The following is a 15,437-nucleotide window of genomic DNA, read 5'->3' on the forward strand; positions in this document are numbered from 1 at the left end:
GTCGGTCAGCCCGGGTTTTGCACCCCGACCGCGTCCGAGCCCTTCCACGCACGCCAGAGTTGTGCGTACGGCCCACCTGCGTTCACCAGGTCTTCATGGGTGCCGTGTTCCACCACCCGCCCCGCGTCGAGGACGGCAATGGCATCGGCTGCGGCGGCTTGAGTGAGCCGGTGGGCGACGACGAGTGTCGTTCGCCCGCGCGTTGCGGCGTGCGCGGCTCGTTCGAGTGCGCGCGCTCCCGAACTGCCTGCTTCTGCCGTGGCCTCGTCGAGGACGGCGACCGGGGTATCGACCAACACGAGTCGGGCGAGGGCCAACTGTTGCTTGCGATGAGCGGTGAGCGAATACCCGTCGTCGCCGACGACGGTGTCGATGCCGTCCGGCAGCTCGCGCACCCACGACGCCGCACCGACGACGTCGAGTGCCTTCCAGATCTTGTCGTCGTCGCGGACGTCACCGAGCGCAAGACGGAGGTCGTCGATCAACGGCCCGGCGGTGACGTGGACGTCCTGGCTCAGGATCGACACGTAGCGGCGCAGTTCCGCTGTTCCGAGATCGTGCAGCGGCACCCCGCCGATGGTCACCGTTCCCGAGTCGGGCTCGATGGATCCCGCTGCGACGAGTGCAGCGGTGGTCTTGCCGGCTCCGGTGGAACCGACCAGTGCCAGCGAGGTCCCGGCAGGCACCGTGAGGTGGATGCCGTGCAGAATTTCGTCGCCGGAGACGTACGAATACCGAACCCCGTCGAGGCTGAGCGTGTACTCCGATGGGGCGGCAATCTGTGGGCGGTCGGGTAGAGCGATGTCGACGACTCCGACGAGTCGATTCAGACTTGCACCGGCGGATTGGATTTCGTCGAACAGGAACAGGATGGTGCCGAGGGGGTTGAACAACCGGTGGAAGAGCAGCACCGCAGTGGTGACGGCACCGATCGTCACTTCGTCACGTGAGAACAGGAAGTATCCGACGACGAGCAGGATCGACAGGCCGAAGAACTCGGCTCGGTTCTCTCGGCCGACGAACCGCGTGAACAGTCGGAAGACCGAAATGGCCAGTGTGCGTGCCTGGTTCGATGCCGATTCGATCTCGGCGAGCCGCATGTTCTCGGTTCCGTATGCCCGCACCGTGCGAAGTCCGTGAATGCTGCTGGTGAGTGCTTCCGATCGGTCGCCCATCGCCGCCCTCTCGGCGGCGTACAGAGGGCCACTCCGCGGCAGGTACCAGCGAAGCGCGAGCAGATACAGCGGCAGTGCGAGCATTCCGGCGAGACCGAGGCGGTAGTCGAGACCGAACATGGCCACCACCGATACCGCGACGAGCAGAGCGGCCGAGATCATCGACGGGACAACGTCTCCGGCAGCACGGGTGATCCGCGCAACGTCGTCTCCGATCCGAGACAGGAGGTCGCCGCGCCCGGTTGATTCGACCGTGACGGGGGGAAGGTTCAGAACACGTTCCAGAGCCGATTCACGAAGTCCCGCAACGATGGTTTCGCCGAGGCGGGAGACGGCATAGCTCGTCCCACCGGAAAACGTTCCCGCCAGTACTGCAGCCACCGCGAGGATGGCCACGATCGGGAGGATGGACCGAGGCGTACCGCCGTCGGTCACTTCGTCCACCAGTCGACCGAGAACGAAGAACGGCACCAGAGCGGCCAGCGAGGACACGATCCCGGTCACGAGTGCACCGACGAGAGCACCGGGATGCCGACGAATCCGTGCGCCGAGCCACCGCCGGGACCGACGGGCCTCCGCGATCGGCAAGCGGTGTCGATCCTGTACGTTCGCGTTCATCGTAGAACCGCCTCTGCGTACTCGGCGTTGGTTGCGGTCAGATCGGCGTGTGTCCCGGTGTCGCTCACGTGCCCGTCGCGCAATACGACGACGACGTCTGCTGTTGCCAGCAGCGCCGGTGACGACGTGACGACGACAGTGACGTCGTCACGATCTGCCGAATGTCGCACTCCTCGAATGCCATCGGCGATGGCCTGTTCGGTCACGGCGTCCACTGCGGTGGTCGGCTCGTGCAGCACGAGCACGGGTGGACGCGCATACAGCGCTCGGGCCAGTGCCAGGCGCTGGCGCTGCCCACCGGACAGATTCTGTCCCCGGTCGTTCACTCGGTGCTCGAGTCCGTCCCGGTGCACGGTGGCAACCTGGTCGGCAGCCGAAGCCGACAGCACCGCGTCGAGGTGCCCTCGATCCGTGTCGGTTTCGAATCCCACGATGTTCTCGATCAGCGAGCCGGCGAAGAGATCGGTGGTGTGCGGCTCGGCCAGCACTCTCGTCCGGAACGACTCGCGCGAGACCTCGCGCATGGACACACCGGCGAACATCACGTCCCCCGAGTACTCGTCGGAGGCGACTTGGCCGCCGAGAACGGTGGCAAGAGCGTCTCCATCCGAGGGATCGAGCGCGATCACCGCGACGAATTCGCCTGGACGGGCGTCGATGTCGATGCCGGCAAGAGATCGAAAGGTCACGTTCCGCACCGACAAACCCGTCGGCACCGGTACCGATTCGGGTCCGTCGGACAGAAGGGAAGGGGCCGAGAGCACGGTCGACACGCGTTCTGCGGAACCGCGCGCACGCGCAACCACTGCGGGCGCGGAGGTCAGCAGGGTGAGCGGCTCGATGAGGAACTGGGCGAGACCGACCACCGCGATCAGCTCCCCGATGGAGATCCGCCCGTCGAGTGCGAACCATCCGGCCAACGATGCGACGCAGGCAGCGATCAGCGCACTCACGGTCGTCGTGACACCTCGCTGGAGCGCGAGTGACCGGACGGTGGCGAGGGCTGCGTTCAGTGCTGTTGTGCTCGCCGCGCGGTAACGAGCAGACGCGGCATGTTGGGCACCGATTCCTTGGAGAGACCGCAGGCCGACGACCAGATCACCGGCCATCGCGGTTGCCTTGGCCACGCGAGATTGCTGCTGCACCGTGCGTGCGGTGATCAGCGGCGTCGCGAGTCGGAGCAGTGCCATGAACAGGGGTGTGCCCAGTAGTACCGCGAGGCCGAGTGGGACGTCGATGACGAACAGGGCGACGGCTGTCGCGAGAACCGCAGTTGCTGCTGCTGCCATGCGCGGAAAGAGATCGAGGAACCATGCTGCCTGTTCGGCGTCGCTGCTCGACACGGTGAGCATCTCGCCGTCGGACAACGGAGTGCGCACCCCGCAGGTGGACAGGACGCGACCGGACACCTCCATGCGCACCAGGTGTGCTTCGCGCTGGAGGGCCAGGTTCAGCTGGCGCATCCCGACCTGGAACGCCGTCGTGAGTGCGATGAAGAGCACGGCCAGGGCGGCGATGGACCAGGCCAGTTGCACCGGCCCGCCGTCGGCGATCCCGCGGTCGATGATCACGCCGAGGGCCAACGGCACTGCCGTCTCGGCGATCTGGTGCGCGCACAGCAGGACAGTTCCGACTGCGAGTCGTCCTCTGTTGCGGGTCAGGGTGCGACGAACGATGCGGCGCGCGGTCAACGGTGCTGCGGGGTTCGCCTGCGCGGTGAGAGCGGTCACGGGGTGGTGGTGAGGTAGCCGCCACCGCTCGGAAAGTACTCCAGAGCAGCGTGATCGGTGCCGTCGTCGGTTCGGACGCGGTCTATGACGAGTGCCCGATTTGTGCCGCGGTGGGCATTCGGGCCCGCGACGATGGCCATGCCGTCGCCTTCACGAATGAACACTCGGCCTGGAGTGCCTCCGTAGATCCCCTGTGACACATGAGCTTCCACGACGGAAATGCGCTCGCCGCGATAATGCGTGAACGCGTTCGGGTACGGGTCGGACATCGCTCGAATCAACCGGTCGATGTCGGTCGCGTCCCAGGACCAGTCGATCAGACTGTCGGTCTCGTGTCTCTTGTGGAAGAACGTGCGCTCCGACAGGTCTTGTGGGCGCCACCGGGCTGTGCCCGCTTCGATGCTGTCGAGTGACTCGAGGAGGACCTCGGGAATGAGATCTATCGTGGCCAGCACCAACTCCGTCGCGGTGGAACGGGGGCCGATCGGCACTGCGGCCTGAGTGAGGATATCGCCGGTGTCGAGCTCGCCGTCCATGCGGTGGGCGGTCAGACCCACCTCGGGTGCGCCGCTGATCAGGGCCCATGCGATGGGTGAGAATCCGGTGAATTTCGGAAGGAGCGAGTCGTGAAGATTGAGCGTTCCGTGGGGCGGGTGATCGAAGATCTCCGGCGGAAGCCAGGTGCGCCAGTTGTTGGCCACGATGATGTCGGGGGCCCACCGGTGAATCCGGTCGATCAGCGCGTCGTCGGGCCGTCGGGCCAGATGTACGGGTACGTCGTGTCCGCGGGCCAGGTCCTCGACCGAGTCGGCCCAAATGCTCTCGTACGCTTGATCACTGGTGGGATGAGTTACCACACCCACCACCTCGTGCCGCGACTCGATCAGCGCCTGGAGAGTCTTGTGACCCCAAGTCTGATAGCCGAACATCACCACTCGCATGACGAGCCTTTCCTCGGAACGGTTACATCGAACGTCGGTCACGGGAGTCCGGCCACGGCTGTTCGTGCAACCGACGGACCCGACGCCTCAGCGAGGGTAGCCTAGCCTAGCTTCGGAATGTGCGGTGCCGTGCTTCTCTAGTGAGGTGAGGCTTGCCTCAATGGTGTTACCTTGTCAGTCGCCTCGCCCCGTCGGGTGTGGGACGCAGTGAGTGCCAGGTCGAGTGGAGAGGTTCCGAAGAACGATGAAGGTTCGTACGAAGTGGATGAGGATCGCCGCGTCGATCGCGCTCGCCGGAGGGCTGACCATCGCCCTCGCCGCCGGATGCAGCAGCGATACCGAGGAGACGCGTGCCGCCGACTCCACGACGTCTGCGCAGGAGTCCGCATTTCCGGTCACGATCGACTCGGCACTCGGATCCGCGACGATCCCCGAAGCACCGAAGCGGATCGCGACCTGGGGTTGGTCGAACCAGGACGCGATTCTCGCCCTCGGAGTCGTACCCGTTGCGATGCCGACATTCGACGGTGCCCAGTACGGTGCGGACGAACGCGGTGTTCTGCCGTGGGACGCGAAGGCTCTCGCCGACCTGGGCGGCGACGCGCCGACACTGCTCTCCGGTGACGGCACCGGAGCGGTTCCGGTCGAGCAGTTCGCTGCCGCCGCACCGGATCTGATCTTCGCGCCGTACTCGGGGTTGAGCCAAGAGGAGTTCGACAAGCTCTCCGACATCGCGCCCGTCGTCGCGTACCCGGACAAGCAGTGGACCACCTCGTGGGAGGACCAGCTGACCATCGCGGGCAAGGCGCTGGGCAAGGAGAAGGAGGCCGCCGACCTGGTTTCCGGAGTCGAGGCCTCGATTGCCGATGCGGCGACGAAGTACTCTGCGCTGCAGGGCAAGACGGTCACCGTCGCGCTGCCCAACTCACCCGGCACTTTCGCCGTCAGCAAGGACGACGACGTACGAGTCGAGTTCCTCGAGCAGCTCGGTCTCGTCAACGAGCCCACCATTCAACAGGCCGACCCGGCCAAGGACCCCGACGCCGTGTACTTCGAGCTCAGCCTCGAACAGGCGCAGTTGCTGAAGTCCGACGTGCTGTTCGTCGTGGCGTACGACAAGGAATCGCTCGCAGGGTTCCTGGCCGAACCCGCCGTGGCCTCGCAACCCGTACTGGCGCAGGGTCGTACCGCCTCCACCGAGGCCCTCAGTGCGGACAAGAACTTCGCGTTCGGTGGCCTGACGGTGCTGACGATCCCGTACATCCTCGACGACGTGGCCTCGGCACTGAACACCGCCGCAGAGAACGTTCAGGGCTGATAGAGATCGGGCGGCCCACTCGACGCGAGCACAGGCGTATTCGCTTTCGACTACAGGAGCGTGTTTCACCGTGGCAAGGTCTCATCGACTTCAGGTCGTCTTTCCCGAGGTCCTGCGCACGGCAACGGTGATCGAGACACGCCGGCTGGGTTCGGGTATGCGCAGGATCGTGTTGGGTGGGCCGCAGCTGCACGAGTTCTCGCGCGACGATTACCGGTTCCCGGCGTTGCGTAGCGAAGGATTCGACGATTTCGTGCGGCTGTTCTTCCCGGCGGAGACCGACGGCACGGTGGTGCTGCCGACCCAGCACGAGCGCACCGTCGAATGGCCGCGTGATCCGCGTCCGGTGACCCGCAACTACACCGTGCGCAGCGTCGATCCCGAGACCGCGCAGGTGACTCTCGACTTCGTCACCCACGACACCGGCATCGCGTCGACGTGGGGTCGGCGTTGCCGCGTCGGCGATTCCATCACCCTGCTCGGACCGGTGCGGTCGGGCCATGCCCCGGCCGGTGTCGACTGGGTGTTGCTCGTCGGGGACGAGACCGCGTTACCTGCCATCGCTCGATATCTCGAAGAGGCATTGCCGGGCCGACGAATCAGGGTGTTCGTCGAGGTCGCCGACGTCGAGCGAGAGTTGCCGTTGCCGACGGCCGCCGACGCCGAGATCACGTGGGTCCACCGGGACGGCGTCACCGCCGGCACCGGCGACTTGCTCGACAGCGCGGTGCGGGCGGCACCCTGGTGGGACGGAACGGTGTTCGCCTGGGTGGCGGGGGAAGCAACCGCTCTCAAGGGAATCCGTCGGTATCTGCGCGAGGATCGCGGCCTGCCGCCCGAGATGGTCGACGTCACGGGGTACTGGCGTCGCGCCGAGGTTCTGACCCGGGCCGACGATCCCGAGGTGCCCGACCTCAGCGGCGGCGAGTCCGAGCCGTTCGACAGGCTCGCCGAACGTGCGGAAATACTGTCGCCCTTCGCCTTGAGGGCGGCCAACACATTACGTATCCCGTTGCACGTGTCCCGAGGGGCGTGCTCCGTCGAATCGCTGGCGGAAGCCACCGAGACGGACGCGCGCGCCCTCGCGAAATTCGTGCGCTATCTGCGTGCCGTCGACGTCCTCGCCGAGAACTCCTCCGGTGACCTGATTCTCGGCGATATCGGTGAGGCGATGCTCGGCGACGACTGGATCTCGCACTGGCTGGACCTGGACGGGATCGAGGCACGGGTGGAGCTGTCGATCACAGGTCTGGTGGACAGCCTGCGGACCGGCACCGCCAGCGCGAGCCTGCTGACCGGCAACACGTTGGCCGAAGACCTCGAGGCGTCCCCGCGGCTCACCGAACTGCATCACAACCACATCGCCGACGAGGCCGCGTTCCTGGGTTCTGCTCTGGTGCAGGACTATTCGTTCGACGGGGTCTCGTCCCTGTTGGTGGCGGGCGCAGGATCCGGAGTGGTGCTCGGCTCCGTTCTGCCCCGGTACGACGGTGTATCGGCGGGTGTGCTCGGGTTGCCCAGCGAACTCGACCTGATTCGACGTGACCTCGGCAAGTGGCCCGAACTCGAGGAGCGAGTGGCGAATTACCCGCAGAGCGTGATATCCGAACCGCATGTGGAGCACGGGAACGGATTCGACGCGTATCTGTTGCTCGAGGTCACCGGACACTATCGTGACGACGACCTCGTACTGTTGTTGCGCAATGCGGCAACGGGATTGGCCGACAACGGAAAATTGGTCGTCGTCGAGCGACTTTCGAGTGACGCTTCGTTCAACGAGGACCAGGCCGAATTCGATCTACTGATGCTCTGCATGCACGGTAGCGGTGTACGAACGGTATCCGAATTCGCCTCCGTGGCAGCCGATGCCGGCCTCGCTGTCACGGCGTCGACCCTGGTCGGTTGGGGCGTCACGGTGCTGGATCTGCGCCGTGTTCCCTGACACCGTCGAAGCCGTTGTGATAGTGCACTAGTTAGGTTAGCGTTGCCTATCGAAGGCGTGCGCGGATGTTCAGGCACTTTCGTTGCGCGCAGAAACGCGGTCATGGACCCATTCACTGTCAGGAGCGCTTGCACGATGACTGTCGACGACAACTCGCGAGAATACGACCTCACCGAAGACTGCGAGTACGACATCGTCGGTGTCGGATTCGGGCCCTCCAATCTGGGACTGGCCATCGCGATCGAGGAGCACAACCGAACCTGCACTCCAACAGAACGATTGACGGCCTGCTTCGTCGAGTCCAAGGGCGAGTTCGCTTGGCACCCCGGCATGTTGCTGCCGGGGACGTCGATGCAGATCTCGTTCCTCAAGGACCTGGCGACCCAGCGCAACGCCAGCAGTGAATACACCTTTCTGGCCTATCTGTCGGAGCAGGGCCGGCTCAATCACTTCATCAACCTGCAGACGTTCTTCCCGAGCAGGCTCGAGTTCCACGACTACCTGGCGTGGGCCGCCGGAAAGGTCGACGCGATGGTGCACTACGGCACCCGGGCGGTGGACGTCGTCGACACCGGCGACGGGTACGGCGTCCGAACCGAAGGCCGACGAACCGGGACCGTGCGGGGGCGCAACATCGTGCTCGCCGGAGGGCTGACCGCCACCCTGCCCGACGGAGTCACGGCGTCGGCGCGGCAGTTCCACAACCATGATCTCCTCGGCCATCTCGATCGGTTGCCGTCGCGGTCGCATCGCACGTTCGTCGTCGTCGGTGCCGGGCAGAGCGCCGCCGAGGTGGTGGACTACCTGCACTCGACGTACAGCGATGCGTCGGTGCACGCGGTGTTGCGCAAGTACGGGTACAGCCCGGCCGACGACAGCCCCTACGCCAATCGCATCTTCGATCCGGCGGCCGTCGATGACTTCTACTCGTCGTCGCACACCCTGCGCGAGCAGCTGTTGCAGTATCACCGCGGCACCAACTACTCCGCCGTCGACCTGCCTCTGATCGAGGAGCTGTACGCCCGGGAGTACGCCGAGCGGGTCAGCGGGCAGCGGCGGTTGTTCGTGCACGGAGCAACCCGCTTGATCGGAGCCACCGAAGAGCCGACGGGCGTGCGTGCCTCCGTCGAGCACGGCCCGACGGGTCTTGCCGAGGACATACTGTGCGACGCTGTCGTCTATGCCACCGGCTTCACGTCCCTCGATCTACCCGAGATCCTCGGTCCGCTGTTCGACGCCGTCGAATACGACTCTCGCGGTCCTCGCGTGACGCGTGACTACCGACTCGTGACGCGTGAACCGAGCGCGGGTTCGATCTACCTGCAGGGCGGCACGGAACACACGCACGGCCTGACCTCGTCGTTGCTGTCGAACATCGCTGTTCGCAGCGGTGAGATCGTGAAGTCCGCTGTGAGCGCGAGGGTGCGATCGGTGGTGTGAATCGGGTGAGCACGAGGACGGGCGACGGGCCGGAACAGCGAGATGTTCCGGCCGAAGTCGGTGGTCTCGCTCGCACCGATGCGCGTCGGGCCGCGGGGTTGTTCGTCGTCCTCGGTGTTCTGGCAGCGCTGTGCCTGGTGAGCATCTCGGTGGGCACCGAGTACATCCCGATCGGTGAGGTGTGGCACGGGCTGTTCGTCGCCGACGGATCCACCGAATCCGTGATCGTCCGCGAACTACGGCTTCCGCGTACCGTTCTGGGGTTGCTCGTCGGAATCGCCCTCGGGGTTGCCGGTGTACTGATTCAGGCGATGACGCGGAACCCGCTGGCCGACCCGGGAATTCTCGGCGTCAATGCCGGGGCGGCATTCTTCGTCGCGATCGCCGTCGGCGTGCTGGGTGTCACCGACATTCGGTCCTACATATGGTTCGCGTTCGCCGGGGCAGTGGTCGCCACGATCGTGGTGTACGCGCTGGGGTCGCTGGGGCGAGCGGGAGCCACTCCGATCCGGTTGACACTGTCCGGAATTGCGCTCGGTGCGGTACTGGGCGGCGTCACCTCGGGCATGCTGTTGCTCGATCCGGACGCCTTCGACAGGATGAGGTTCTGGGGAGCGGGGTCGTTGGCCGGTCGAGGTCTGGACATCGCATCCGAAGTCGCCCCGTTCATCGCGCTCGGAGTCTTCCTGGCGGCCCTGATCGCTCGTCCCCTCAATGCGATCGCACTCGGCGACGATCTGGCCCAGTCGTTGGGGGCGAACGTGATTCGTACGCGAATCGTCGGCGTCGTTGCTGTGACTCTGCTCGCCGGTGCTGCGACGGCGGCGGCCGGGCCCATCGGGTTCGTCGGACTGATGATTCCGCACATGGTGCGGTGGTTCGTCGGACCGGACCAGCGTTGGATTCTGATCTACACGGTGTTCGCGGCACCGGGCCTGCTGCTGCTCTCGGACGTGGTCGGCCGCATCGTGATCAGGCCGGGGGAGCTGCAGGTCGGGATCGTCACCGCGTTCGTCGGCGCGCCCGTGCTGATCGTGCTGGTTCGCCGCAAGAAGGCGAGCGGACTGTGACCCGGGGACAACGCGGCGGCGACATCGATTTCGGCCGAAAGCTGTGGGTCGTGCGCATGCGGGATCGGGTGGACTGCCGCATCGACATCCGAACGGTGGGCGTCTGCGGGGCGTTGCTTCTCGTGACGGTGGTGGTCTCCGTCGTCGCGGTCGGTACCGGCGACTACTACATTCCGCCGAACGAGGTGCTCGCCGCGGTGTTCGGCGACGCGCCACGCCTGACCGAGATCGTGGTGATGGAGTGGCGGTTTCCCCGAGTGGCACTGGCCTTCCTGTTCGGAGCCGCCCTCGGGGTATCGGGCGCGGTCTTTCAATCCTTGACGCGAAATCCCTTGGGCAGCCCGGACATCATCGGATTCGGCACCGGTGCGTACACCGGTGCGCTCGTGGTCATCCTCACTCTCGGTGGTGGCTACTACCGGACCGGAGCGGGCGCGCTGATCGGCGGACTCGCGACGGCTGCTGTGGTCTACTTACTCGCGTACCGGCGCGGGGTGCAGGGCTTCCGGTTGATCATCGTCGGGATCGCCGTCAGCGCCGTTCTGGCCTCCGTCAACACCTGGCTCGTGATCAGGGCCGACCTGGACGACGCGATCGCGGCCGCCGTGTGGGGTGCGGGCACCCTCAACGGCCTGGGGTGGTCGCAGGTGGGACCCGTGCTGGCCGTGTCGGTCGTCATCGCGTCGTGCTCGGCGGTGCTCTCGCGTCGGCTGCCGATGTTGGAGATGGGGGACGATGCGGCGAGGGCGCTCGGTGTGCGCGCCGAGCCGACCCGGCTGATGCTGGTGTTCCTGGGGGTTGCGCTGATCGCAATGGTCACCGCGGCTGCAGGGCCGATCTCGTTCATCGCGCTGGCCGCGCCGCAGTTGGCGCGCCGCCTCACCGGCACCTCGGGAGGGGCGATGGTGCCTGCCGCGTGCATGGGGGCGCTGCTGTTGGTCGTGAGCGACGTTGCTGCGCAGCGCGCCTTCGCACCCACACAGCTGCCGGTGGGTGTGGTGACCGTATCGGTCGGCGGCGCATACTTCGTGTGGTTGTTGGCGCGGGAAGGCAGGAAGCAGTGACGAAGCCTCGATTGCACACCGACGACATCACAGTCGGATACGACAGGAGCGTCGTCAGTGAAAACCTGACCGTCGAGATTCCCGACGGCAAGTTCACCGTCATCGTCGGACCGAATGCCTGTGGTAAATCGACTCTGCTGCGGGCACTCTCGCGGCTGCTGAAGCCTTCTCGCGGAACCGTTCTGCTGGACGGGAAGGCGATCTCCTCGTACCCGGCGAAGGAAGTTGCCCGACGCCTCGGCCTGCTCCCGCAGACCTCCATCGCGCCCGACGGTATTTCGGTGGCCGATCTCGTTGCGCGGGGCCGTTATCCGCATCAGAAGCTGATCCGGCAGTGGTCGACGACGGACGAGGGTGCGGTGATCGAGGCCATGAACGCCACCGGAGTGACGTCGCTGTCCGCCCGTCCGGTGGACGAACTGTCCGGCGGACAGCAGCAACGCGTATGGGTGGCAATGGTTCTCGCGCAGCAGACGCCGCTGTTGCTGCTGGACGAGCCGACGACCTTCCTCGACATCGCCCACCAGATCGAGCTTCTCGACCTGCTGGCCACGCTGAACCGCGAGAACGGCCGCACTCTCGTCGCCGTGTTGCACGACCTCAATCACGCCTGCCGGTACGCCGATCACATCATCGCGATGAAGGACGGCGCGGTGGTCACCGAGGGCGCGCCCGCCGACGTCGTCACCGCCGAGCTGGTCGAGGCGGTCTTCGGGCTGCCGTGCCGCATCATCGACGATCCGGAATCGCACACGCCGTTGGTGATCCCCAAGGTGGTCGGTCGCAGGCTAGGCAAGCCTTAGTTTAGAATCGGGGAGAGTGGCCGCCGAAGCGGCCTGAACGTTCTCGCAAGAGTTACGACGGAATATGCATCGAGGATCGAGATGAACGAACAACCGCGTGGTTACTACTACGCCGATGTCGTTGCGGTGGAACGACTCACGGTGCACATGGTGCGTGTGACCTTCGGCGGCGAGCATGTCGCCCGTTACCGCACGCTCGGGGTGCCCGACGAATGCGTCGGAGTCTATTTCCCCAGGGCAGGCGAGGTGATCCCGCCGCCGATGACCGAGGTCGACGGGTTCTGGTGGTTCCACGGTCTCGACGATGCCCCCGAAGGCCGCAACTACACCGTTCGTCGTCTCGACCCGGAGCGGGGTGAGCTGACCATCGACTTCTTCGCGCACGAGGGCGGTGTCGCATCCACCTGGGCTCAACAGGCCGTCCCGGGGCAGACGGTGTTGTTCACCCGTCCACGATCCTGGTATTCACCGCCCGCCGACGTGCAATGGCTGCTGTTGATCGCGGACATGACCGGGTTGCCCGCGCTCGGCCGACTCGTCGAACAGTTGCCGGCGGGGGCCAAGGCTCACGCGATCGTCGAGGTTCTCGAACGCGGCGACATCCAATCCTTCGAGACCCAGGCCGACGTCACGTTCGACTGGCGCATCGGATCCGGAAACGGCGACAGCGCAAGCGTTCTCGACGATGCAGCATTGGCGTATCCGTTGCCGGAGGGCCGCGGGTACGTGTGGTTCGCAGGCGAGGCGTCGTCCTCACGTCGGGTGCGCAAGCACTTCCGCAAGGAATTGGGCTACGACATCGCGTACTTCGACATCATCGGATACTGGCGCGCCGACTCCGAGAAGTGGCTCGAGAAATACAAGCAGTACCAGGAGGAGGCGCTGGCGGTGTACAACGGCGTCATCGAATCCGGCCGCTCCGAGCAGGAAGCCAGCGAGGCATTCGATGCGCTGCTCGAGCGGGTGGGGCTCTAGCCGGCGTTGTCGAACTCGTAGTCCGGCAGCTCCAGTGTCGCTGCGTCGGGGCCGAGGAACTTGCTGGTCACGGCTTGTACGGGCTTCGATCCGGCCAGGCGAAGTACGGTGCGGAACGCCGCCACTCCCGCCGAGGTCTTCGGATGCGCGACGCGAGGCACACCGGGCGGGAGTTTCTGAGCCTGATCGACGAACGGACGCATACGCGCCTCGAAGGCCTCGAACCCGGCTCGGTGATCACTCGCTCGCGCGAGCTCGCCGGCGAGAACGTACGCGCCGGTGACCGACAGCGTGGTGCCCATGCCGCTCAACGGCGTTGCGCACCAGGCGGCATCGCCGAGCATGCCGATTCTGCCGTCGGACCAGCGCGGGGCCTTCACCCGCGCCAGATAGTCGACGTACAGTTCCGAGTCCGGTCCCAGCGAGTCCAGGATCCGGGGCACTTCCCAACCGACGTCGGCGAACGTCGAACGCAGGGCGGCGACGACGCGTTCGGTGGACGCGCCCTCGTAGCCGCTGTCGTCGGACACCCAGGACAGGCTGAATCGCGTCGTGCCGAGGTTGTCCGGTCGTAGATTCGCCACGCGAGATCCGGGGGCGTTGAACCAACGCCACCACCCGTCGTCGCTCGGTCCCTTCGGCAGTACGCCGTAGGCGGTGTACAGGCCGACGGGTGTGGTCTCGGCCTCCCCGGCGAACACCAGTTCCCTGCTGCTGGAGCGGATTCCGTCGGCGAAGAGAACCAGATCGAACCGCTCGGACGGTCCCGACGCGAACGTCACATCGACTCCGTCGGCATCCTGGGCCACGCCGACGACGCGATCGCCGTAGCGATACTCGGTTCGCGGTCCGGCGGATTCGACGAGGATCCGCGCGAACTCGCCGCGCAGAATCTCCAACTCCGCCGTCGGTCCGTCGTGGGTTCCGTCGCCGGCCGGGAAGGCCGCGATGGTGGCGTCGGCGTCGTCGACGAATCGGGTGCCCTTCTCGGTGGTGCCGCTCGCGAGGAGGGTCGCGTCCAGACCCATGCGACGCAGCACCTCGCGGCCGGAGCCGCGAACGTCGATGTTCTGGCCGCCGAGTCGCAGTTGCGGTGAGCGTTCGAGGACGGTGACCTCGAAGCCGGCTCGGTCCAGCCAGAACGCCGCGGTGGGACCGGCGATGCTCGCACCGGTGACGAGTACACGAGAAGTCATGGAGTGGGAGTGCCCGAGCGTCCGGCCGTTCAATCCCGGAGGGAAAGTAGCTGAGCCTCACCTTTGTGGTGTACTTTCATCGAATTGTCCGAATGACCCGTTTTCGTCAGGAGAACCGTGTTCACCGTTCGCCGTCTGGCGCTGCTCTCGTTCAGCGCAACCCTCGCCCTCGGTCTCGTCTCATGCAGCTCGGACGGCTCGTCCGACGAAGGCACGTCCACCTCCGAGTCCGCCACCTCGGAGTCCGCACTCGTGGTGTACTCCGGCCGCGGTGAAGAGCTCGTCGACCCGCTGATCGAGCGAATCGGTGGCGGTATCGAGGTCGACTACTCGGGCAACACCAACGCACAGGCCGCAAAGATCCTCGAAGAGGGCGACGCGACCCCGGCCGACGTCTTCTACGGTCAGGACGCAGGCGCACTCGGTGCCCTGGACGAAGCGGGCGCTCTCGCACCGCTGCCCGAGGACATCCTCTCCCTCGTTCCCGAGCAGTACCGCGGGACCGACGGCACCTGGGTCGCCACCTCCGCGCGGGCCCGCGTGTTGGCCTACAACTCCGATTCGGTGCAGGCAGCAGACCTGCCCACCGGTATCGACGGACTGCTCGACCCGCGCTGGCGCGGACAGATCGGCTACGCACCGACCAACGCGTCGTTCCAGGCCTTCGTCACCGCTCTGCGGGTGCAGCGCGGCGAGGACGGTGCTCGCACCTGGCTCGAAGGATTCGTCGCCAACGAGCCGGTCGCCTTCGAGGGCAACGGTCCGCTGCTGACCGCCGTCAACGACGGACAGGTCGCCACCGGCCTGCTCAACCACTACTACTGGTACCCCTTCAAGGACGAGAACGGTGCCGATGCCCCGGTCGAATTGCACTACTTCGAGCCCGGCGACCCCGGCGCGCTGATCAACGTCGCCGGTGCCGGTGTGCTCGCTGCCTCGGACAACCAGGAAGCGGCATTCGATTTCGTGCGCGAGTTGCTCTCGACCGAATCGCAGACGTACTTCGCGAACGAGACAGCCGAATACCCCGTCATCGATGGAGTCACCTCCGACTACGACCTGCCGCCGCTGTCCGAGCTGGGCTCGACCGATCTCGATCTGGGCCGGCTCTCGTCTCTCGAGGCCACCCAGACCCTCCTCACCGACGTCGGAATCATCTAGTCGG

12 protein-coding genes are annotated in these 15,437 nt (G+C 65.9%); 8 read left to right on the top strand and 4 right to left on the bottom strand.

The features are described from left to right. Positions 1-5 precede the first annotated feature (5 nt). The 3 genes from CH271_RS05925 to CH271_RS05935 are packed head-to-tail and all read right to left on the bottom strand — an operon-like array spanning position 6 to position 4,464. Positions 6-1,793, bottom strand: a complete 1,788-nt coding sequence (locus tag CH271_RS05925; protein WP_094632993.1) for an ABC transporter ATP-binding protein — start codon at positions 1,791-1,793, stop codon at positions 6-8. After that, positions 1,790-3,523: an ABC transporter ATP-binding protein gene (locus CH271_RS05930; protein WP_256986288.1), complete on the bottom strand. Its 1,734-nt coding sequence runs from the start codon at positions 3,521-3,523 to the stop codon at positions 1,790-1,792. The genes CH271_RS05925 and CH271_RS05930 overlap by 4 nt, the downstream gene beginning before the upstream one ends. Then, positions 3,520-4,464 (bottom strand): methionyl-tRNA formyltransferase, encoded by a 945-nt coding sequence (locus CH271_RS05935; protein WP_094632994.1) that lies wholly within the window; start codon positions 4,462-4,464, stop codon positions 3,520-3,522. Before CH271_RS05935 ends, CH271_RS05930 begins: the two co-directional genes overlap by 4 nt. A gap of 244 nt (positions 4,465-4,708) precedes the next feature. On the opposite strand from CH271_RS05935, the gene CH271_RS05940 reads away from it, so the two are divergent. From CH271_RS05940 to CH271_RS05970, 7 genes are all read left to right on the top strand, one after another. Continuing rightward, positions 4,709-5,782, top strand: coding sequence for an ABC transporter substrate-binding protein (locus CH271_RS05940; RefSeq protein ID WP_094632995.1), 1,074 nt, complete (start codon positions 4,709-4,711; stop codon positions 5,780-5,782). A 70-nt stretch (positions 5,783-5,852) separates the two neighbouring features. Then, positions 5,853-7,724: a siderophore-interacting protein gene (locus tag CH271_RS05945; protein WP_094632996.1), complete on the top strand. Its 1,872-nt coding sequence runs from the start codon at positions 5,853-5,855 to the stop codon at positions 7,722-7,724. A 135-nt stretch (positions 7,725-7,859) separates the two neighbouring features. Next, positions 7,860-9,164 (top strand): lysine N(6)-hydroxylase/L-ornithine N(5)-oxygenase family protein, encoded by a 1,305-nt coding sequence (locus CH271_RS05950; protein ID WP_094632997.1) that lies wholly within the window; start codon positions 7,860-7,862, stop codon positions 9,162-9,164. Positions 9,165-9,169: 5 nt separating this feature from the next. Beyond that, entirely contained in the window at positions 9,170-10,234 is a 1,065-nt protein-coding gene (locus CH271_RS05955) for an iron chelate uptake ABC transporter family permease subunit (protein WP_094633190.1), read from the top strand. Positions 10,235-10,290: 56 nt separating this feature from the next. Further along, positions 10,291-11,298 carry a FecCD family ABC transporter permease gene (locus tag CH271_RS05960; protein ID WP_094633191.1) on the top strand — a complete coding sequence of 336 codons (1,008 nt, stop codon included), beginning with the start codon at positions 10,291-10,293 and terminating at the stop codon, positions 11,296-11,298. Then, a complete protein-coding gene (locus CH271_RS05965; protein WP_094632998.1) occupies positions 11,295-12,101 on the top strand; it encodes an ABC transporter ATP-binding protein in 807 nt (268 codons plus the stop codon). The genes CH271_RS05960 and CH271_RS05965 overlap by 4 nt, the downstream gene beginning before the upstream one ends. Positions 12,102-12,182: 81 nt before the next feature. Further along, positions 12,183-13,076, top strand: coding sequence for a siderophore-interacting protein (locus CH271_RS05970; protein ID WP_094632999.1), 894 nt, complete (start codon positions 12,183-12,185; stop codon positions 13,074-13,076). Here the strand turns inward: CH271_RS05970 and CH271_RS05975 are convergent. Next, on the bottom strand, positions 13,073-14,272 hold the full coding sequence (locus tag CH271_RS05975; RefSeq protein WP_094633000.1) for an FAD-dependent monooxygenase: 1,200 nt from the start codon (positions 14,270-14,272) through the stop codon (positions 13,073-13,075). The two genes, CH271_RS05970 and CH271_RS05975, sit on opposite strands and share 4 nt — an antisense overlap. A gap of 117 nt (positions 14,273-14,389) precedes the next feature. Between CH271_RS05975 and CH271_RS05980 the strand changes: the two genes are divergently transcribed. Beyond that, entirely contained in the window at positions 14,390-15,433 is a 1,044-nt protein-coding gene (locus tag CH271_RS05980; RefSeq protein WP_052048004.1) for an iron ABC transporter substrate-binding protein, read from the top strand. The last annotated feature ends 4 nt before the right edge of the window (positions 15,434-15,437 follow it).

The organism is Rhodococcus sp. 05-340-2, assembly GCF_002258915.1.
Lineage (GTDB): Bacteria > Actinomycetota > Actinomycetes > Mycobacteriales > Mycobacteriaceae > Rhodococcoides.